Annotated in this window: 19 protein-coding genes; 8 read left to right on the plus strand and 11 right to left on the minus strand. The window is 42.0% G+C overall.

The window, feature by feature from the left end; all coding sequences use genetic code 11:
• Positions 1 to 8: 8 nt before the first annotated feature.
• The 3 genes from EP1_RS09410 to hbs form a co-directional block, all read right to left on the minus strand.
• On the minus strand, positions 9 to 848 hold the full coding sequence (locus tag EP1_RS09410) for a TIGR03943 family putative permease subunit (RefSeq protein ID WP_067626780.1): 840 nt from the start codon (positions 846 to 848) through the stop codon (positions 9 to 11).
• A gap of 15 nt (positions 849 to 863) precedes the next feature.
• Positions 864 to 1,760 (minus strand): permease, encoded by an 897-nt coding sequence (locus EP1_RS09415; protein WP_067626782.1) that lies wholly within the window; start codon positions 1,758 to 1,760, stop codon positions 864 to 866.
• 236 nt (positions 1,761 to 1,996) lie between these two features.
• The gene (gene hbs / locus EP1_RS09420) at positions 1,997 to 2,272 is read right to left on the minus strand and encodes a non-specific DNA-binding protein Hbs (protein WP_067626784.1); all 276 of its coding nucleotides are present in this window, start codon (positions 2,270 to 2,272) and stop codon (positions 1,997 to 1,999) included.
• A gap of 344 nt (positions 2,273 to 2,616) precedes the next feature.
• Between hbs and EP1_RS09425 the strand changes: the two genes are divergently transcribed.
• Both EP1_RS09425 and EP1_RS09430 read left to right on the plus strand, forming a co-directional pair.
• Positions 2,617 to 4,122 carry an AcpB/EbpR/MafR family transcriptional regulator gene (locus EP1_RS09425; protein ID WP_245630603.1) on the plus strand — a complete coding sequence of 502 codons (1,506 nt, stop codon included), beginning with the start codon at positions 2,617 to 2,619 and terminating at the stop codon, positions 4,120 to 4,122.
• The gene (locus tag EP1_RS09430) at positions 4,100 to 5,614 is read left to right on the plus strand and encodes an AcpB/EbpR/MafR family transcriptional regulator (protein WP_067626788.1); all 1,515 of its coding nucleotides are present in this window, start codon (positions 4,100 to 4,102) and stop codon (positions 5,612 to 5,614) included. Before EP1_RS09425 ends, EP1_RS09430 begins: the two co-directional genes overlap by 23 nt.
• A 72-nt stretch (positions 5,615 to 5,686) precedes the next feature.
• Here the strand turns inward: EP1_RS09430 and EP1_RS09435 are convergent, their stop codons facing one another.
• On the minus strand, positions 5,687 to 6,076 hold the full coding sequence (locus tag EP1_RS09435) for a hypothetical protein (RefSeq protein WP_067626790.1): 390 nt from the start codon (positions 6,074 to 6,076) through the stop codon (positions 5,687 to 5,689).
• Positions 6,077 to 6,452: 376 nt separating this feature from the next.
• Here EP1_RS09435 and ald point away from each other — a divergent pair, with 376 nt between their 5' ends.
• Positions 6,453 to 7,589 carry an alanine dehydrogenase gene (gene ald / locus EP1_RS09440; RefSeq protein ID WP_067626792.1) on the plus strand — a complete coding sequence of 379 codons (1,137 nt, stop codon included), beginning with the start codon at positions 6,453 to 6,455 and terminating at the stop codon, positions 7,587 to 7,589.
• A gap of 81 nt (positions 7,590 to 7,670) precedes the next feature.
• Complete coding sequence (locus tag EP1_RS09445; RefSeq protein ID WP_067626794.1) at positions 7,671 to 9,371, plus strand: M3 family oligoendopeptidase; 1,701 nt, start codon at positions 7,671 to 7,673, stop codon at positions 9,369 to 9,371.
• 75 nt (positions 9,372 to 9,446) lie between these two features.
• Here the strand turns inward: EP1_RS09445 and EP1_RS09450 are convergent, their stop codons facing one another.
• Positions 9,447 to 10,229 (minus strand): ABC transporter ATP-binding protein, encoded by a 783-nt coding sequence (locus EP1_RS09450; RefSeq protein WP_067626796.1) that lies wholly within the window; start codon positions 10,227 to 10,229, stop codon positions 9,447 to 9,449.
• A 103-nt stretch (positions 10,230 to 10,332) separates the two neighbouring features.
• On the opposite strand from EP1_RS09450, the gene EP1_RS09455 reads away from it, so the two are divergent.
• Together EP1_RS09455 and EP1_RS09460 are read left to right on the plus strand one after the other, a co-directional pair.
• Complete coding sequence (locus EP1_RS09455) at positions 10,333 to 11,028, plus strand: TIGR00266 family protein (protein ID WP_067626798.1); 696 nt, start codon at positions 10,333 to 10,335, stop codon at positions 11,026 to 11,028.
• Between the two features lie 257 nt (positions 11,029 to 11,285).
• Positions 11,286 to 12,872, plus strand: coding sequence for a putative polysaccharide biosynthesis protein (locus EP1_RS09460; RefSeq protein WP_067626886.1), 1,587 nt, complete (start codon positions 11,286 to 11,288; stop codon positions 12,870 to 12,872).
• A gap of 16 nt (positions 12,873 to 12,888) precedes the next feature.
• Here EP1_RS09460 and EP1_RS09465 read toward each other — a convergent pair whose 3' ends face one another.
• From EP1_RS09465 to EP1_RS09490, 6 genes are all read right to left on the minus strand, one after another.
• On the minus strand, positions 12,889 to 13,395 hold the full coding sequence (locus EP1_RS09465) for a YbaK/EbsC family protein (protein ID WP_067626800.1): 507 nt from the start codon (positions 13,393 to 13,395) through the stop codon (positions 12,889 to 12,891).
• Between the two features lie 4 nt (positions 13,396 to 13,399).
• Complete coding sequence (locus EP1_RS09470) at positions 13,400 to 13,858, minus strand: hypothetical protein (protein WP_067626802.1); 459 nt, start codon at positions 13,856 to 13,858, stop codon at positions 13,400 to 13,402.
• 528 nt (positions 13,859 to 14,386) lie between these two features.
• Complete coding sequence (locus tag EP1_RS09475) at positions 14,387 to 15,613, minus strand: DUF1015 domain-containing protein (RefSeq protein WP_067626804.1); 1,227 nt, start codon at positions 15,611 to 15,613, stop codon at positions 14,387 to 14,389.
• Positions 15,613 to 16,800 carry a 3-phosphoglycerate dehydrogenase family protein gene (locus EP1_RS09480; protein ID WP_067626806.1) on the minus strand — a complete coding sequence of 396 codons (1,188 nt, stop codon included), beginning with the start codon at positions 16,798 to 16,800 and terminating at the stop codon, positions 15,613 to 15,615. The genes EP1_RS09475 and EP1_RS09480 overlap by 1 nt, the downstream gene beginning before the upstream one ends.
• Positions 16,801 to 17,883, minus strand: coding sequence for a 3-phosphoserine/phosphohydroxythreonine transaminase (gene serC, locus EP1_RS09485; RefSeq protein WP_067626808.1), 1,083 nt, complete (start codon positions 17,881 to 17,883; stop codon positions 16,801 to 16,803). It lies immediately after the preceding gene.
• Between the two features lie 297 nt (positions 17,884 to 18,180).
• On the minus strand, positions 18,181 to 18,603 hold the full coding sequence (locus tag EP1_RS09490) for a MarR family winged helix-turn-helix transcriptional regulator (RefSeq protein ID WP_067626810.1): 423 nt from the start codon (positions 18,601 to 18,603) through the stop codon (positions 18,181 to 18,183).
• Between the two features lie 126 nt (positions 18,604 to 18,729).
• Here EP1_RS09490 and EP1_RS09495 point away from each other — a divergent pair, with 126 nt between their 5' ends.
• Together EP1_RS09495 and EP1_RS09500 are read left to right on the plus strand one after the other, a co-directional pair.
• Positions 18,730 to 19,029, plus strand: coding sequence for a DUF2316 family protein (locus EP1_RS09495; RefSeq protein WP_067626812.1), 300 nt, complete (start codon positions 18,730 to 18,732; stop codon positions 19,027 to 19,029).
• A gap of 11 nt (positions 19,030 to 19,040) precedes the next feature.
• A complete protein-coding gene (locus EP1_RS09500; RefSeq protein ID WP_067626814.1) occupies positions 19,041 to 20,036 on the plus strand; it encodes an amidohydrolase family protein in 996 nt (331 codons plus the stop codon).
• Positions 20,037 to 20,042 lie beyond the last annotated feature (6 nt).

Here is a 20,042-nt window from a genome sequence, read left to right on the forward strand (position 1 = left end):
TTCTATTATTAAAATGCGCGATAGACGTATTGATTTTTTGGGGCACTAACCGTTTGCGCGTTTGTCACCGCCACGGTTGGGATCTGACGCTGGAAAGGTTCAAAGAAATCTAAGGTAATCGTCCCCTCCACATGAAGCCACTGATTATTTTTGACGGTTAAATTGGCCGGTAATTTGGTCATTAACCCGAAGACACCTGAGTCTGCAACACAGTGAATGATCCCAAAACGGAAAAGAAAATCATATTTTTGCTGGTCTTTTTGCGTCTCGTAGACAAAGCCATTGAAGGCAATTTTTTTACCTACAAAAGAGTTGGGATAATTATAGATCAGCTCCATCACTTCTAAGTAATTTTCATCCGTTACTTCTAGTTTTTGATCGGACTCATATTTACTCATCAATTTGGTCATCTGTTCATTATAATCGCTTTTATTGTAATAAATACTCGTATCTGGTTTTAAGTATTGGGTGTTCATTTCAGGATCACCAACGGACTCTTTGCTGACGGGAAAACTAAACCCTTTTGCTTCAACGATCGTAGTATCTAGGCTGATGGTGGGAAATAACGTTCCGACAACTAACGGCAACACCAATAACAGATAAGCAATCCCTCGTTGATATGGCTTAGTTAGACCATGATCATGCCCATGATGTTCCGTAGCGGCTTGATCTTTTTGCTCACTATTCGCCCAAATCCGCAGTTGCACCAAAGCCAGTAATAGCGACAGTCCCATCGTCAGAAAGACTAGGTACCGATAATGGACGTTGATGTACTGGTCCAGTTTGCCTGAAACTTGCAGATACATCATCAATTCAAAATAACCGGACAAAATTAAAAAACGAATCATTGACGGCCCTCCTTCTTAAATCACTAATGCATAAACTGTTACGATGACACTAATCAAAGCAATCAGCTGCACGATAAATTTCCCATGAAAACTGTGTTTCATCATCATCAAGTTTTTGATATCCACCATTGGGCCAAAAACTAGAAAGGCTACGATCGCATTGGTACCAAATAAACTCAATAGCGAAGAACCGACAAAAGCATCGGCTTCAGAACAAAGCGACATAGTAAACGCTAAAACCAACATGACTAAAATACCGATCAGTTTAGATGATGTCAGCTGTAACATGAATTGCGTTGGCAAGAAAACCTGCATCCCGCTGGCAATCAATGCCCCGATAATCAAGTAACGGCCGGTATCAAAGAATTCATCGATCCCATGAACTAGGACGGACCAGACATTGCTTTTAAATGATTTTTTCTCCTGCTCTCCGTGATGGTGCTCGTCATGCTCGTGTAATTCTGCTTTCAGGATCGGGCTGCGGTTGAAATAAGCGATCCATGAACCGATGATCAAAGCAACGATCAAGCTACCCAAGGCCCGTAAAAAAGCGAATTTGAAACTGTTGCCAAAGGCGATATAAGTCGCGAACAACACGATCGGATTAATGATCGGCGCAGTCACCATGAAGGCAAAGGCCGTATGTTCCGGGACTCCTTTACGCATGAATTGGGTCACGATCGGCACGATCCCGCATTCGCAAGAAGGAAAAAAGAAGCCTAAAAAAGACCCGACTAAAATGGCTAAAAATTTATTTTTAGGTAAGATTTTTTGGACACGCTCGGGCGTTAAAAAAACTTGCAACGCTCCTGAAATAATACAACCTAATAAAACGAAAGGAATGGCTTCGATTACGATTGATAGAAAAATCGTCCCCATCTGCAAAACTGAATGTGGCAGAAAATTAAACATCTGATTCCTCCAAATTTTTCACTGTTTTAAGATATACTCTTTTTCAGCAAAAGACACAAGAAAAATTTAATTCACAAACTTTTTTTAAGCTTTTTTTTATAGTTTCCGGGTTATTTTCTCGAAAAAAAAAGACGAGTACGACTGAATGTCCATCGTACTCGTCTGCTAGTTGTCCAGTTTGAAATGGATAGTCCGCTTAATCCGCTCTGAGCTATCCTCAATTTCTTAATGACGGTTTATTTAACTGCGTCTTTTAACTGTTTGCCGGCTTTAAAAGCTGGAGATTTGCTAGCTGCAATCGTAATTTCTTCGCCTGTTTGCGGGTTACGGCCTTTGCGGGCTGCACGTTCACGGACTTCAAAATTTCCAAAGCCGATTACTTGAACTTTTTCGCCAGCTTGTAATGATGATTGGATGCCTTCAAATAATGCATCTACAGCAGATGCTGCGTCTTTCTTTGTTAATCCCGTTTTTTCTGCTACTTGTTCAACTAAGCTTTGTTTATTGATCATAATGTATAGCCTCCACTATCTTTTTAATGTATTCCAAAGACAATTTTATTCGTTATTGCTTAGAAAGGCAACCGTTAACTCTCTTTTTTCTTTTTTTCTGGTTTTTTATTTTTTTATTTTTTATAAATAAAAAAATAAAAAAATAATTCATATATTTATAAAAAAAAGTTGTCTTTTAATTGATTAAATTGGTATTCTAAATTAGAATAATTCTTATTGACCACTAGTTAAATAACAAAAATAGTCGATAATTAAGATATCTTAGCTTGTTTTAGCCCCTTTCGGACATTATATTAAATAAAAAAATCATTCGAGGGGTTTTATTGATGAATCTTAGAGGGCTCATGAAACAAGAAACAACTAGACGCTTACGATTAATAGAAGAATTATATTACGCCAAAGAATGGTTGTCTTCAGAACAACTGATGGAACGGCTGAATTGTTCATTGCCGGCGTTGATCGGTGATGTTAACTTTCTAAATGAGGAGCAACTGCCGTTTAGAATCACGAAGACGAAAGGACTTTATTCCATCGACTTTGACTTTCATGCCACAATCGATGTAGTGTATTCTTACATTTTACGTAGCAGCCTCGAATTTCAAATTATCGAGAGCCTTTTCTTTGAAAAAAGTCGCGGGATTCAACCGGCAGCCGAGCGTTTAAACTGCAGTTTTTCCAATATGCAGCGCTATTTGACAGCCATCAAAAATACCATGGATGGCTGGGGAATCTGGGTCTGTCACCGCCCTTTACGCATGATTGGTGATGAAGCGGCGATTCGCCATTTCTACTATTTATTCTTTCGTGAATCACGCCTTTCCTTTGCCGAATATGGTTTCTCCAAGGACTTGGTCGAGAGCGTTGATCAGCTGATCCGCCGCATTTTAGTAACGAATCAAGTCACTAATAATTTAACTGTTCACTTCCAATTGATGCACAGTTTCCTGATTGGCCTGCAGCGGCAAAAACAAGGCCATTCTCTGAAAATAAACTTCCTAGAAAGCGGCTTGCACATTCCTGGGGTCTCTGAGCTTAGCCGTTTGGCTCATTTGATTCGGCGGGAGTCTGGCTTAGTTTTTGATGACTACCAACTAAGAGAGTGTCTATGGCCACTATTTTCTCATCAACTGATCTTAAATCAGCAGCAACAGGCTTACGCTTGTAAAATAAATAAACAGCTGGCCGTCTTCTACGAAACACATCGATTTTTACTGGAAAAAGTTAGTCATCTGCTGGCCGAGCCGCTTTCGCAAGCCGAAATGCTCGAAACATTGCGGTTGTTGGGGAATGAACTATCCAACCATGCTCCGCAAAAACATTCCATGGAGATCATTCAAGAAACAGACGCGATCATGCTGAATTTAATCGATAAAAAATACAGCCGTGAACTGAAAAAGTTAGAAAAGGTCGTTAGCGACTTTTTATTTCCCAAACAGTCGAGTACCTTAGTCTCCCTTTATATCAGTCGCTTAATCATTACCATCAACAATCTATTGCAACGCTTAGTCGATGCCCAACGACCGATCAAGGTGCTCTTATTATCAGATACCTCCACGACCCATGAACGCTTCTGGCATTCGATCTTTCCGGCATACATTAAAGGCGCGGTGGACTATGAGTATTTTGAGACACCTTTTATTTTACAAGGTCAGTTAGCCAGCCTAACGCAGCAATACGACTTGATTATCACAAATATTACAATGGCTGAACTAGTTTCAGCTTGTCCATTGATTGCGATTAATGCTTATCCGACAACTAAGGACTTTGAGCGGATCCAGCAATTTATCAATCAATTTGACCCCATCTCTCCCCGAAAGGAACGATCCAATGAACTTACGCCGACTACTTAAACGAGATAGCCAGCGTCAACTGCAGCTTATCGAAACCCTCTATTATTCTGAACATGCCCGCTCCAGTGAGGAATTGGCACACATCATCCACTGTACGCCACCGGCGCTGTTGAATGATATTCGGGCCATCAACCTTCAGAGTGATTATTACAAGATCATTCGTGAAAACAGCTTGTACCGTTTAGAGCAAAAGGACAACGCGACAATCGATGTGTTCTTTTCAAACTTATTGAACCGTTCCACGGCTTTCAAATTATTGGAAGCCATTCTATTTGAAGAATGCTCCAGTCTAGCCGAACTTTCCCAAAAATTATTTTGTAGTCTGACGACTGCCCAGACAGTGATGAAAGATCTACAGGAAGCCTTGAGCTGTTGGAAACTGACGATCTTGCGGCGCCCTTTTCGCTTAACGGGAAATGAAACGGCCATTCGTCATTTGTTTTTCTTATATTTCTCGGAAAAAAAAGTGGCTCGTGAAAACACCCGCTTTAGCTCAAAGTTCTTTCAGCTGGGGGATGCAGTGGTTCTTTCCATGATTGAAAACAATCATTTATCCGTTTCACTGGCGCAATACCAGCGCCTCTCCCTATGTTTTTTCATCAGCTTGGTCCGGATTTCAAAAGGTCATCGTGTAACCTCACGAACGCTAAATTCGACGAGCCTCGTTCCACCAAGTCAAAGAGCGACCACTCCGTTTAGCACCTTTTTACGCAAAGAATTAGGGTTGCTATATTCAGAAGATGTTATGAAAGATAGCTTTTGGCTGTTATATTCCGACATGTTCTTGTTAGGCGAGGAACAAAAAAGACAGGTTTTGAAAACTAATTATTCCATCGCCTATCATTATGAGACCCATTATGAATTAACCGAAAAACTCAGTCTGATGCTCAAAAAGCCTTTAAGTCCCCAGCAAAAAGATCTGTTGACAACGACCTTGATTAATCAGCACCTTTTTCATGCCAAAACCAAAGAAATCATCGGAGTCTTGCGGGATCGAAAACAAGATTGTCTGCGCCTTTTAGAAAACTTTCATGCCCATTGTGTCCATCAGCTGCGCAACTTAGTGATTGAATTTACCGAAGAATATCAGCTCTTTGGTTCACCAGAGTTTGTCGATAATTATGTTTATCAAATCATCGCCACGATCCCTAGCTGTTTGAACGATATGAAGCAATCCGAAAAAAATGTCAGTCTGCTAATCGTTTCAACCGATTCTAAAATGCAGGAAAGCTTATTGATTGAACTTTTACGTTTTTCCCTTAGAGGAAACTACACTATCCAACAAATCAACGTTAAGCAATTACATAATAAAAGCTACTTAGAAGTTTTTGAAGAGCACGATATTGTGATCAGTACCTCGACTTTTGATGTTCCTAATTGCCGCACTCCCATCATCGCCGTCGAGCTGTGTCCCAGCATTCAGTCTTTAAGTAAGATCCAGCAACTAGTTGATCAAACCAACAAGCAAAATAACCGCAACTTTTCCAACTAAAAAAGATTGTTGCAGCTACAAAGCATCTGATTCAGTAGTTGCTTTTAAAAAAACAGGTATGACCTAATTGGGTCATACCTGTTTTTTGGCAGCGGTTAAGCGCGCCAACTCTTTATCCATCGAAGTTTTCTCAGCCGTTAAGCTATCAATCATACGTTGGTATTTTTCTTTTCCATTCTTTTTCCGGATCACATTTAATTGTAGCGCCGAAAACAAAATGACGACTAACGCTAAAATCACGATTATACCGAAAAGCATATTATGATTTATGCGAATGAATGTATATATCAAGACGACCAAGGCAATCAAAATCTCAATCAGGCTAAGTTTTGCCCTGCGGCCGCCCCCAAATAAGATCCGGCTTAATGTGGTGCCGTTTAAGAGATCCTCATAACGCGTCAAACGCGCTTCTAAGAAACTGACTTGTTCTTTTAATTGATCGATTCGTTGATTTTCTGACATCGTGCGTTCGCTCCTTATTATCCTTGCCTTATTATCTCCAGTAATCGCCAATTGCGCAAATATTTTATTTATTATTATAAAAAAAATTGGCTTTTTAACACTCCTAGAGCAAGCGGATCGAAAATTAAAATATGCAAAGGGTTTCATTTGGTCAAGGTCATTCAGCAAACTGGAAAACTTTGCAAATTCTTATTTGAAATTGTCGCAAAGTCTTGTACAATTACCTTGTAAGCGAATTCATTTCGTGAACGATAGTCAAAGAGTAAACTTGGCTTTAGTTGATTTTCTTTCGATTAAAACTAGGGATACGAATGACGCCCCGCGAATTTTCAGTGTGAAAATTCGGACATATTAAACAGGATTAGGAGTGTGTCGAATGATTATTGGAATCCCAAAAGAAATCAAAAACAATGAAAACCGTGTTGCTTTACCCCCATCAGGTGTATTTGATTTAACCAATCGTGGTCATCAAGTACTAGTTGAAAAAGATGCTGGTAAAGGGTCTGCCATTTCAGACGAAGAGTATATCGAAGCTGGCGCTACGCTGGTTGAAACTGCAGCAGAAGCTTGGTCAGCCGAAATGGTTATGAAAGTCAAAGAACCACTTCCTGAAGAATACCAATATTTCCGTAAAGGATTATTATTATTCACTTATTTACATCTAGCAGCAAACAAACCACTGACTGAAGCCCTAATCAACAGCGGTGTCAATGCGATCGCTTATGAAAATGTTCAGCCAGCCGATAATACCTTGCCATTACTAGCACCAATGAGTGAAATCGCTGGTCGGATGGCTGCCCAAATTGGCGCCAACTTCTTAGAACGGGTCAATGGCGGTAAAGGAATCTTACTTTCTGGTGTTCCAGGGGTTCGTCGCGGCAATGTCGTTGTCATCGGTGGCGGTGTCGTTGGTTTGAACGCGGCGAAATTAGCCGTTGGTCTAGGGGCAAACGTAACGATTCTTGATGTGAGCGTCCCTCGTTTGAAAGAATTAGACATTATCTTCGGCAACACTGCCCAAACCATGATGTCAAATTCCTTCAATATTCAAGAAAGCTTAAAGAATGCTGACTTAGTAATCGGTGCGGTCTTGATTCCGGGACACAAAGCGCCAACACTTGTAACAAAAGAAATGGTTGCCAATATGCCCGATCATGGCGTGATCGTCGATGTTGCGATTGACCAAGGCGGAATCTTTGAAACAGAAGATCGCGTAACCACCCATGATGCACCAACCTATATCAAAGAAGGCGTCGTTCATTACGCAGTCGCTAATATGCCGGGGGCTGTTCCACAAACTGCTACTTATGCACTAAGCAACAGCACGATGGCTTACGCTAACTTATTAGCAAACAATCCGCTAGAAGAAATTTTGAAAAACAATTTAGCTCTTCGTCGCGGAGTCAACACCTTCAACGGCAAACTTACGATCGATGCCGTTGCTAAAGATTTATCAATGGACTATACACCTATTGATGAGATCTTAAACGAAGAATTAATGATGAATTCATAATAAACAGGAAGAGCCTGTCAGCCCAACGCTGGCAGGTTTTTTTGTTATAATAAAGTGATTCTGTATTTTAGGAGGTTTGTCATGCTTTTTTCTGATATTATTTATCAACGCCCCGATTTAGAGACTTATGAAACGCGCTTCCAACAAACCAATCAGCAGTTTGCGACTGCACCGGATTACCCGACTGCCAAAGCGGCCTTGGAAAGACTCAATCAAATGCGCGCAAATATGGCTAAAAATATGAAACTGGCCTATATTCGCCATTCAATCAATACTAAAGATCCCTTTTATTTACAAGAAAACGATTTTTGGGACCAGCATGAACCACTCGTTGATCAAATCCATAATCAGTTCTACCAAAGTTTGCTGGACTCCCCTTTTCGTTTGCAATTAGAGCAAGATTTCCCAAAAACGTTGTTTCTTTTTGCCGCCGATCAATTACGCCTGTTATCCCCTGACGTGATCGCTCTTAAGCAGCAGGAAAATGAACTTGTCAGCCACTATACACAGCTCATCGCTTCGGCCAAATTAGAATTTCAAGGCAAAAAACGCACGCTGGCGGAATTAGCAGGCTTCTTCAGTGATCCCGATCGAAAAATCCGGAAAGAAGTCCACGAACTTTATGAAAGCTTTTTTGCCGCCAATGAAGAAAAATTTGATACGCTTTATGATCAACTCATCAAGTTGCGGCATCAGCAAGCGCTGAAACTTGGCTTTAATAATTATGTGGAATATGGCGACCGATTAATGAATCGCTGGAGCTATGATCGGCAACAGCTCAAAGCTTACCGCCAATTTATCGCCGAAGAAGTCGTGCCCATCAATCAAGTACTCTATCAACGGCAACAACAACGACTAGGCGTCGAAGAGTTGCAGCATTATGATTTGCCACTAGTCTTTCCGCAAGGGAATCCGCGTCCGCAAGCAGATGCAGAAACTTTAGTGCGGAGTGCTCAAAACATGTATCATGAGCTTTCCAGTGAAACGGGCACATTTTTTGATCAAATGATCGATCAAGAACTGATGGACCTACTCAGCCGTCCCGGAAAACAAAGCGGGGGGTATTGTGAATTTATCGATGAAGTCGAAATGCCCTTCATTTTTGCGAATTTCAATGGGACTTTAGACGATGTTGACGTTTTGACTCACGAAACCGGTCACGCATTCCAAAGTTATTCCTCTCGTTGGATCAAAGAACCGGAATTGATTTTCCCAACGTCAGATACCGCTGAGATCCATTCCATGAGTATGGAATTTTTGACTTGGCCTTGGATGGAACATTTTTTTGGCACCAAAAGTGAACAATATAAATTGGCCCATTTAAGCAGTGCGCTGCAATTTTTGCCTTATGGCGCACTAGTGGACCATTTTCAAGAAGAAGTCTATCTGCATCCCGAATGGAGCCCTACCCAGCGAAAAAATTGCTGGCGGGAATTAGAACAGCGCTATTGTCCCGAACGAAATTATCAAGACTCCGCTATCTTGGAACGAGGAACTTATTGGTATCGGCAAGGTCATATTTTTGAAGTGCCCTTTTATTATATCGACTATACGCTGGCACAAGTCTGTGCACTGCAATTTTGGCAACGCAGCATCGTTGAAAAAGATCCCACAACTTGGCAAGATTATTTAACAATTTGTCAGATTGGCGGAAACCAGACGTTCTTAGAAACGGTCGCTTCAGCCCATTTAGCCTCCCCTTTTGATCGCCGGAAAATGAGCGCTCTCATCCAATCTGCTGCTCATTATTTAGCTGAAATCCCTGAAACAAGCCTACGCTAACAAAGGAACTCCGCTGCCTTTGCAGCGGAGTTCCTTTGTTAGGACATCATTCAAAAAGCTACGTGCTCCTCACTTTTAGGATTTAGGGATCACCATCAGCCGTTCTTCCCCCATCGCATGCAGTGCGATCGGCCGTTGATAAAAATCGTTCAATACTTGCTCCTGTAACAATTCGTTTCTTTTGCCTTGTTTAAATATTTTACCGTCACGAATCATCAAAACGTGGGTGAATTCTGGTAAAATCTCTTCGGTATGATGGGTCACATATAACAGGCTCGGCGCATCGGCAGTTTGTTTCAGCTTTTTGATGCGAGTTAAGAGTTCTTCACGGGCGAATAAGTCTAACCCATTACAAGGTTCATCTAAAATCAGTAATTCGGGTTTTGCCATCAAGGCGCGGGCGATTAAGACCAGTTGCTTTTCCCCTTGAGACAAGACTTGATAGACTTTGCCGATCAGTTTTTCCCCACCCAAAGAAGACAGGATTTGGCAGGCTTCTGCCAATTCTGCTTCCGAGTAATTTTGATAAATCCCGATACTAGCAAATTTTCCTGATAAGACAATATATTCTGCCCGCTCTTGGCGCAAAATTCGTTCCTGCAACGATTGACTCACCCAGCCGATTCGTTTCGTTAGATCCGGAATCGAGGTCCGCCCAAAAAGCTCACCTAAAACGGTCAATTTTCCGCTGGAAGGCCACAGATTGCCAGAAATCATATTTAGCATCAGACTCTTACCCGCACCGTTTAAACCTAGAACAACCCAATCCTCCCCCGCTTGAATCCGCCAATTGAGGTCTTGGAGCAATACTGTTTGCTGGCGTATAAACTGCACTTTTTCAAAAGCTAGAATTTCCATCGCTTCTCCTCCTTTTTTCCTTTTAATAATCTTATCAAAATCTTACCGTAAAGAAATCGAAAATGATATAATTTTAGCAACTATCCTTGAAAGGGGTTTTATTATGAATTACGAATTGTCAGACAGTACCTTTGCACCAATTGCTAAAGTGACTTTAAAAAGAGACGAACAAATCCGGATCGAACCCGGTGCAATGGTCTATCAATTAGGTGAAATCGAATTAGAAGGACATATGAATACCAATGGAAAAAAAGGCTTAGGCGGAGCTTTAAGCGCGCTGGGTCGCTCGGTCACTAGCGGTGAAAGTTTCTTTGTCAGCACGGCTACGGCCCATTCCGATGGTGCCGTCATCGCCATTGCACCGGCTGTACCAGGGAAAATTTTTGCTCTAGAGGTGGGGGCCGAACATTGGCGATTGAACACGGGCGCTTTTCTAGCCAGTGAAGAAACGGTCAATTACCAAATGAAACGGCAAAAACTTTCTGGGGCACTCTTAGGCGGCACCGGCGGATTATTTGTGATGGAAACTACCGGCAGCGGCCAAATTTTAGTCTCGGCCTTTGGTGATATTGAAAAAATCGAATTAGACGGTCAATCCCCTGTAATTATCGATAATCAACACGTGATTGCCTGGACTAGTTCATTAGATTATAATATTCGGGTTGCTTCTGGTACCTTTGGCTTCAAGACTGGTGAAGGCGTCGTCAATGAATTCCACGGTCGCGGAACAGTCTATATCCAAACCCGTAATCTTGAAAGTTTTGCCAACCAGATCGACACGTTCATTCCTAAATCTTAAAGATTCTTAGACAAGATTGTAAGTCAGGGGAAGAACGGGTAAAATATGGAAGACACTGTTGCAGAAAGTTGGTTTATATGACTGAAGAAAATCAATACAAAGACGAGTTGCCCAAAACATCTTCACGGATGACCCGTTATCATAGCGAAGTAGCCAAACCGGCTAAAAATGTCCGGCAAAAGCAAACTCCGCCAGTGACAAATGCGGCCCCGCAAGCAGCTGCGGAACCTAAAAAACAAGCCAGCGCCCAAGAAAAAATGGTTCAAAGTACGGCTTGGCTGACGGTGGGAAATATTTTTTCTCGTTTATTAGGTGCTGTTTACGTCATTCCTTGGATTGCTTGGATGCAGCCCCACGGCTTAGAAGCCAATTATTTATACACCAAAGGCTATAATGTCTATGCGCTGTTTCTCATGATCTCGACTGCCGGGATTCCCGCAGCAGTTGCTAAACAAACGGCCCGTTACAATTCCATGAATGAATACGGGTTAAGTAAAAAACTATTGTTCTACACGATGCGACTGATGACGATCGGTGGCGTGATTTTTGCGGCAATCATGTTTTTAGGTGCGCCCTACTTATCACAAGGAAATGCCGATCTCGTTCCGGTGATGCGTTCCTTGAGTGTCGTTTTGCTGATCTTCCCAGCGATGAGTGTGATCCGTGGCTTCTTCCAAGGGAACAACAACATGAAACCTTACGCGATTTCCCAGATCATTGAACAAATCGCTCGCGTTTGCTACATGCTGGCTTCGGCCTACATCATCATGCAAATGAACAACGGCAGCTATAAGACCGCCGTTGTTCATTCGACCTTTGCTGCGTTTATCGGGGTCGCCTTTGCGATGGCCGTTTTGTTAATCTCCTTGCTGAAAGAACGGACTGCATTTCGAGAGTTGATTAAAGAAAGTAACAATCAGATCAGTTTCTCTGGCCGCCAATTAGTCTTACAGATGATCCAACAGGCGATTCCGTTTATCATCGTCGGCAGTGCCATCAGTATTTTCAAATTGATCGATCAATATTCTTTTGAAAAAATCATGTCGATCGTGACCGATTACTCGGCTGCGAAAAACGCCGATTTATTCGCCTTGATCTCTGCTAACCCGGATAAATTGACGATGGTGGTGATTGCTCTAGGAACCGCCATGGCTACGGCTGGTTTACCGCTGATTACTGAGCGCTTCACGAAAAATGATCAGGCCGGTTTAGCGAAATTAGTCAGCAATAATATCCAATTACTATTTTTTGTCATGATGCCGGCTACAGTCGGGATGATCGTTTTGGCTTATCCGCTGAATACCTTGTTCTATTGGCCAAATCCCCTTGGTGCTCAATTACTCGCCGCTTCTTGTGTGGTGGGAATCATGATGGGCTTGTTCATGGTCAGCTCCACGATGCTGCAAGGTTTGGACGGTAACATGCAAGCTGTCTGGTTTTTAGCAGTCGGGATCTTCGTTAAGCTCGTCACACAGTTTCCTTTGACGTTTTTATTCGAAGCCTATGGTCCTTTGATTGCGACCTTCGTAGGATTCTTAGTCGCCAATCTATTTTTACTGGACCGTATCCATGTCATCACGCGGTTCCCTTTGCGAGAAACCGTCGCAGCGATTGCAAAAGTTACCCTTATGTCACTCATTATGGGGCTAGTTGCTTGGGTTGCGAGATTCGGTAGCGAGCTGATTTTAAGCCCGGATTCAAAAGTTCAATCGATGATCATTATTTTGATCGTAGCAGCTTTGGGGGGCTTCACTTATGTCCTCATAGCCTTGAAGAGCCGAATGGCTGATAAATTATTAGGACCACGAGTAGATGGCATCCGCCGTCGTTTGCATATCCATTAAAAAAACAGCGGGAAGCTTAGGCTTCCCGCTGTTTTTCTGGGATTGGTAGATAATGCGGTTCAATCCCTAATTTGGTTAAAAATCTTTGAAAGTCACTAAAGGCGATCACCAATGTGGCTGTGTTGGTATTAGGATGAAAGCCAATTTTTTGTGTTCGATCAATTGCTTCATCGATAACCAGCGTGATCTGATGTTCTGTATCGTGGGGCAAGGCTAACGGTGTCACCGATCCCTTCGTTAAGCCTAACAAATCAAACAATACTGCTTCAGAGGCAAAAGATAGATGTCTTTCATTCAACCCCTTTGCCAACGCCTTAATATCTAAACGCTTTTGTCCAGGACAAATCACAAAATAATACTTTTTACTCTTTTTCCCCTTCAGCAATAAATTCTTCACGTCACTGCCATCGATCGTAAAATCGATTTCGGCAACAGTAAAAACGGCCTGATGCTCTACTTTCTCATAAGGAATTGCCCAGTCAGCCAAAAGTTGATAGACTTCCTCTGCGGTCGCTTTTCCCATCTACTTACCTACTTTCCTTCAGAAAATTCCGCCAAGTAATGATTGTTTTGTTGACATGATTCAACACTTCCAGCTCGAGTTTTTTCGTATCTGAAACGTCCTGTCCTTGAAAGGCCGCCAACTTTTCGTAATTCAGTTGTAGTAATTCAAAAATCGGCTGGTTCGCTTCAGAAGGGACCAAACTAGCCGCCTCCGCCTGAAGTTGTTGAATAACAAACGGTGTTGTTTCCTGAAAGTAGGCATAGCCGTACTTCTGCAAATTATTTTTATAGGATTGTAGCGTAGCCAGTGAGGCTGCTAAAACTGCTGGTCCGTCTGCGGTTCGTTCCGGCACTTGTACAATTTTTTGAGGTGGCTGTGGCTTTTTCTTACGGGTAATTGCCCAGCGTGTTACCAAAAAAGTCACTAAACAAACCACTACGTTTGACAGTAAAACTGCCGGGTGTAAAAGATTTTCAATCATGACGTCACTTCCTCCAAGAGATGATACCATTATACCGGACTCCTTCATCAGAAGGAATTCATTTTTCTAAAATCAGAAAAATGAGCTGATTTTCACTTCGCATACGATCTAATTAAACAGTTCTATTGTTTTGAGACTCAAAATCATCGTCTGCGACTCCAACGCTTACTAACTGCTAAAAATTAGACTCGCAACTCCTTCATCAGAAGGAATTCATTTTTCTAAAATCAGAAAAATGATCCGATTTTCACTTCGCATACGATCTAATTAAACAGTTCTTTTGCTTAGAGACTCAAAATCATCGTCTGTGACTTCAATGTTTACTAACTGCTAAAAATTAGACTCGCAACTCCTTCATCAGAAGGAATTCATTTTTCTAAAATCAGAAAAATGATCCGATTTTCACTTCGCATACGATCTAATTAAACATTCTTTTGTTTTGAGACTCAAGGATTTCCCACTGCGACTTAAATAAAAAGGCCCTTCAAGTGCGTATTGCTTACACTTGAAGGGCCTTTCTTTTCTGGTTTATTTTGTTTCTAAATCATGTAAGAACAAACCGCTCAATAATTTTGGTTCAAACCAAGTTGATTTCGGTGGCATGATTTTCTGGGCATCGGCGACATCCAATAAATCTGTCATTTGGGTTGGGAACATCGAGAAGGCTAATTTCCATTCGCCGGAATCGACTAATTTTTCTAGCTCCTCGGTACCGCGAATCCCGCCGACAAAATCAATCCGTTGATCGGTACGAATGTCCTTGATCGCGAAAATATCTTCCAGCACATATTTTTGCAGCAAAGCCACATCGAGTTTCTCCACTGGATCATTGGGAACTTTCTCAGGCTTGATGCTCAAGGTATACCAAGCAGTGCCATCATATAATTGGCAATCACCGGCTTTAACTGGTTTTTTGACACCGGTTTTGGTCACTTGATAATTTTCAGCCAAGCGCGCCATAAAATCAACTGGCGGCTCCTCTTTCAACACCCGATTGTATTCCCAGATTGCTAATTCATCTTCTGGGAAAATAATCGACAAGAATTGTTCCGTCTCAGGATTTTCTGCACCGGCTTGCCGTTTTTCTAACCCAATTTTCACCGCTGATTCTGTTCGGTGATGGCCATCGGCGATGTACAACGCCTCCACCTCAGTAAATAAGGCAGCTAACTGTTCAATCGTAGCGCTTTGATCGATTACCCAAACACGATGGGTCACATCATGATAGCTGGTAAAATCATAAACCGGCTGGTGTGCTTGTTGCCAATCTTTGATGATGGTTTGTATTTCTGTCTGGGGACGATAGGTCAAGAAAATCGGACTAGTATTCGCATCGCAGGTCCGGATATGATTCATCCGATCGATTTCTTTTTCATGGCGTGTGAATTCATGTTTTTTGATTTTTTCATCAAGATAATCTTGGATCGAGGTACAAGCCACAATCCCTGTCTGGCTACGCCCCTCCATTACCAATTCATACAAATAAAAATAGGCTTCAGTTTCTTTAAACAACCAACCTTTGGCTAAAAAATCTGCTAAATTTGCAGCAGCTTTTTGATAAACTTTTTCGTCATAAGGGGAAAGATCAGTCGGCAGATCAATTTCCGCTTTGTCGATGTGAAAATAACTATAAGGATTATCCGCTGCCAAGGCTTTGGCTTCTTGGGAATTCACCACATCGTAAGGGAGTGCCGCCACTTTGGCTGCCAAGTCTTCTGCCGGACGAATTCCTTTAAAAGGATGCACTTGCACCATTAAAATTCACACTCCTCATTCCGCTTGATGGCCCGAACCCGAATAACTCCTTCTTTCTTACTCAACTGTTGGGTAATCGCAGCAATTTTAGCAGAATCCGTTTCTGAGACATCTACCAAAGTATAGGCATGCTCATCTTTCCCACGATTGACCATATTGTCGATATTGACCTCTAACGCGGCGATTTCTGAAGCAATCAAGCCTAACATATTCGGAATATTGCGATTGATGATAGTAATGCGATAAGGCGATTCGAAGGCCATTTCAACATTAGGAAAATTGACCGAACGTTTGATCACACCTGTTTCCAGGAAACGTTTCAAGCCGCGAGCGGCCATTTTGGCACAATTGACTTCGGCTTCTTCAGTTGAAGCACCTAAATGCGGTAACACCGTGATTTTCTCATGATGCAACAGTTTCTCTTCCGCAAAATCGGTGGTAAAACCGGCGATCCGTTCTTCATTAATCGCCTTCACTACCGCATCCGTATCGACGATCTCGCCTCTGGCAAAGTTCATTAAATGAGCGGTCTGCTTCATTTGGCTCAATTCCTCTGCACCGATCAAATGACGGGTCTGTTCCGTCAACGGCACATGAATGGTCACAAAATCGCAATTCGTCAAAACTTCCTTCAGATCCTTTGCGCGTTTGACCCGGCGTGAGATACTCCATGCCGTATCCACCGAAACATACGGATCGTAACCGATCACTTCCATGCCTAAACGATAGGCATCGTTGGCTACCATCGCACCGATTGAACCGAGTCCAATCACCCCGAGCTTTTTCCCTTCTAATTCAGTTCCCGCAAATTGCGCCTTTTGCGCTTCCGCTTGTTCATCGACATTGGCTCCCTTTAACGTTTGGACCCATTCAATCCCTTGAACCATTGGACGCACGGCCAAAATCAAACTACCAACCACCAATTCTTTCACGGCATTGGCGTTGGCTCCGGGTGTATTGAAAACTACAATGCCTTGCTCTGTACATTGTTTAACCGGAATGTTGTTCGTCCCTGCGCCTGCCCGTGCAACCGCTAAAACTGATTGAGGAAATTCGTAATCATGCAGTTTTTGACTACGTAAGATAATACCATCCGGTTCTTCGCTTTCATTGATACGATAATCTTCTTGATCAAAACGCGCCATGCCCTCTGGAGCAATCGCGTTGAAGGTTTTGATTTGGAACATCTAATTTCCTCCGTTCTCTTTTTCAAATTTTTCCATGAAAGTAACTAAAGCCTCGACCCCTTCTAACGGAAAAGCATTGTATAGACTGGCCCGCATACCACCAACAGAACGGTGGCCTTTTAAGTTTTCAAAGCCTGCTGCTAAAGCTGCTTGATTGAAGGCTTTATCCAAGGCTTCATCACCGGTGACGAAAGGAATGTTAGTGATTGAACGACTCGCTTTTTCAACGGGACTACTAAATAGCTGTGATTTTTCAATCGCATCATATAATAATTGAGCTTTGGCTTGATCCTTAGCGGTAATTCCGGCCACACCACCTTGAGCTTTGACCCATTCAAAAACGAGCTTAGCGATATAGATCGCATAAGTCGGTGGAGTATTATACAATGAATTATTTTTGGCTTGTAACGCATAGTCCAACATTGGCGCAAAAATCGCTTCTTTGTTTAGTAAATCTTCCCGAATGATCACGACCGTAAGTCCTGCTGGGCCGATATTTTTTTGCGCCCCCGCGTAGATCACACCAAAATCTTCCACTTTATAATCATTGGCCAAAATATTTGAAGACATATCTGCTACGACGGGAACTTGACCAAAGTTTGGAATCTTGGAATAGGCAGTTCCTTCAATCGTGTTATTGGTCGTAATATGCACATAAGCAGCTGTTTGATCGACAGCTGTTGGAATTTCAGGGATATAGGTAAAGTTTTGGTCTTCGCTAGAGGCAATCACTTCAACCTCCACATCAGATAACGCTTTAGCGGCACTGATGGCTTTTTTCGACCATGAACCAGTATTCACGTATAAGGCTTTTTTCCCCTGTGCCAAGTTCAAAGGAACCATCGTAAATTGCAAGCTCGCTCCGCCTTGTAAAAACAAGACTTTGTAATTATCAGGGATCGCCATTAGTTCACGTAATAAGCTTTCTGCAGCTTGAATGATCTCTTCAAATAAGGAGGAACGGTGACTCAGCTCCATCACCGACATGCCGCTATTTTTGTAATCAAGCATTTCGGACTGTGCGATCTCCAGCACAGCTTTCGGTAATACTGCAGGTCCTGCGGAAAAATTGTAAATCGTCATACTCATTCGCTCCTTCTTTATATTTGGCTGGACTTTTCTATAGAAAGCCAGCCCGATCTTCAAGCCAACACCTCCCTAGCTGTTAAACTGGTTTCAGCTGAACAGCTTCATTCACAGATTGATTGTGAAAAAGAGAACTAGCATTTTCGCTTTAAGATGTGATGACAATTATAACAGATGTTTGTAAATGATAAAAGACTAATTTTTAATTAATTGACTTATAATTTGAAAAAGAATTAGAAATTTTCAGTTCTGCTTGCATACGCTTATCCTACAAAAAAACGTAGCTACATTTAGCTACGTTAATTGTTCCTCTACTCGCTTTAAAAACGTTTGAAATTGCTGCTTTTCTTCACTTGAAAAAGCTTTATCAACTTGCTCACCTAAATCTTCAAAGATCGCTTGGACTTGCAGAACCATTTTTTCCCCTTCAGCTGTCAGATAGATATTTTTCTGGCGCTCATTGGCTTTAGGAATCTCACGATAAATGAATCCTTTTCCCTCTAACACTTTCAAAATATTCGTGACCGTCGCCTGCTGCTTGCCTAAATACCTCGCCAAATCCCGTTGAATCGTTGCTGGATGCTTAGAAATATAATTCAAGCTATGGGCTTGTAAACTGTTTAGTTGCACAGCTCGTAATTTTTCAAGTACAAAGTTTTGCTGTAAGATACCGATCTGATAGATTTTTTCAGCTAGATCTTTTCTCTGCGAAATCATGGACTCCCTCTTTTCTTTATCAATAGTTTAAATCACAACTATTTATTTGACAACTTTTTCCAATCAGCGTATGCTAAAAACAGTTAAAAATACAACTATTTATTTTAAAAGAAAGAAGCGGATATTATGTCCTTAAGCCCACAACAAATACAACATACTAAAGAAGAATTCCAAGCAAATTTTAAACGGAGTGGTCTGAGTTTAGAACAGATCGCAACCGACCTGGAGACGACTCCCGCGGTGATTGCCGCGACTTTGAACCTTGATGTTAGTCGCCTTGAAGATCCTTGGGTCTTGAAAAATTATTTAGAAGCTGCCTTAGCGCAACAAGGTAGCGCTAGTATCCCCTTCACCGCTCTAACGGGTGATTATCATCGCTATTGGTTTTTGAACAGTCGCCGAATTGATCAAAGAAAGATTGGTTAGGAGGAACCAAAATGAAACTAATTACTATTGAAGAACACTTTATTTCACCGACAGTCAATCAAGCATACACTCAGGTCAAAACGCAAAATGCGACCCCTGAGGAAAAAGCAAAAGCAAATTTTATCGCCGATTTCATCGCAAAAGACCCCAGAATTACCGAGATTGGTCCCACACGCTTAGCCTTTATGGATCAACAGGGAATCGACGTTCAAGTAATCAGCTACGGCAATAATAATCCAATGGACCTGCCGGCAGAATTTGCGATTCCCCTTTGTCGGCAAGCCAACGATGAATTGGCCGAGAAATGCGCCCAGTATCCGGGACGTTTTTACGGCTTAGCTTCATTGCCGGTCGCCGATGTTCCTGCTGCGGTGAAAGAGCTAGAAAGAGCCGTGACTGAACTAGGGTTAAGGGGCGCCCAGTTGACAGGAACTTTTAACGGCGAATTTTTTGATGATCAGAAATATTGTCCAATTTTCGCTAAAGCAACAGAGTTGGATGTCCCGATCGCATTACATCCGGGGGAAGTTAACCCCCTAATTACTGAACATTATTATCAAGGTGCTTGGTCGCCGGCAGTTACAACAGTGCTAGCTGGTCACGGATTTGGTTGGCATGCAGATACTGGTATTCATGTCATCCGCTTGATCCTGTCCGGACTTTTCGATCACTACCCCAATTTAAAAATTATTTCTGGTCACTTCGGTGAACTGGTTCCTTTCTTTTTGGAACGTTTGGATGAAAATTTACCGCCTCAATTGACCGGACTGAAAAACAATTTTGCGGATTATTACCGCAATCATGTCTACTTTCCTAGTGGGATGTTTTACGATGCTCCTTTCCAACTTTGTTTGAGTGAGCTTGCAGCCGATCATCTACTTTGGTCGTTAGATTATCCTTATGTTCTGCGGGATAATACTAGAACATACTTAACAGACTACCCAATTGATGAAGCATTGAAAGAACAGATTGCTTATCAAAATGCCGAAAAATTATTTAGACTCTAAAAAAAA

This window comes from Enterococcus pseudoavium NBRC 100491 (genome assembly GCF_001544295.1).
Classification (GTDB): domain Bacteria; phylum Bacillota; class Bacilli; order Lactobacillales; family Enterococcaceae; genus Enterococcus_A; species Enterococcus_A pseudoavium.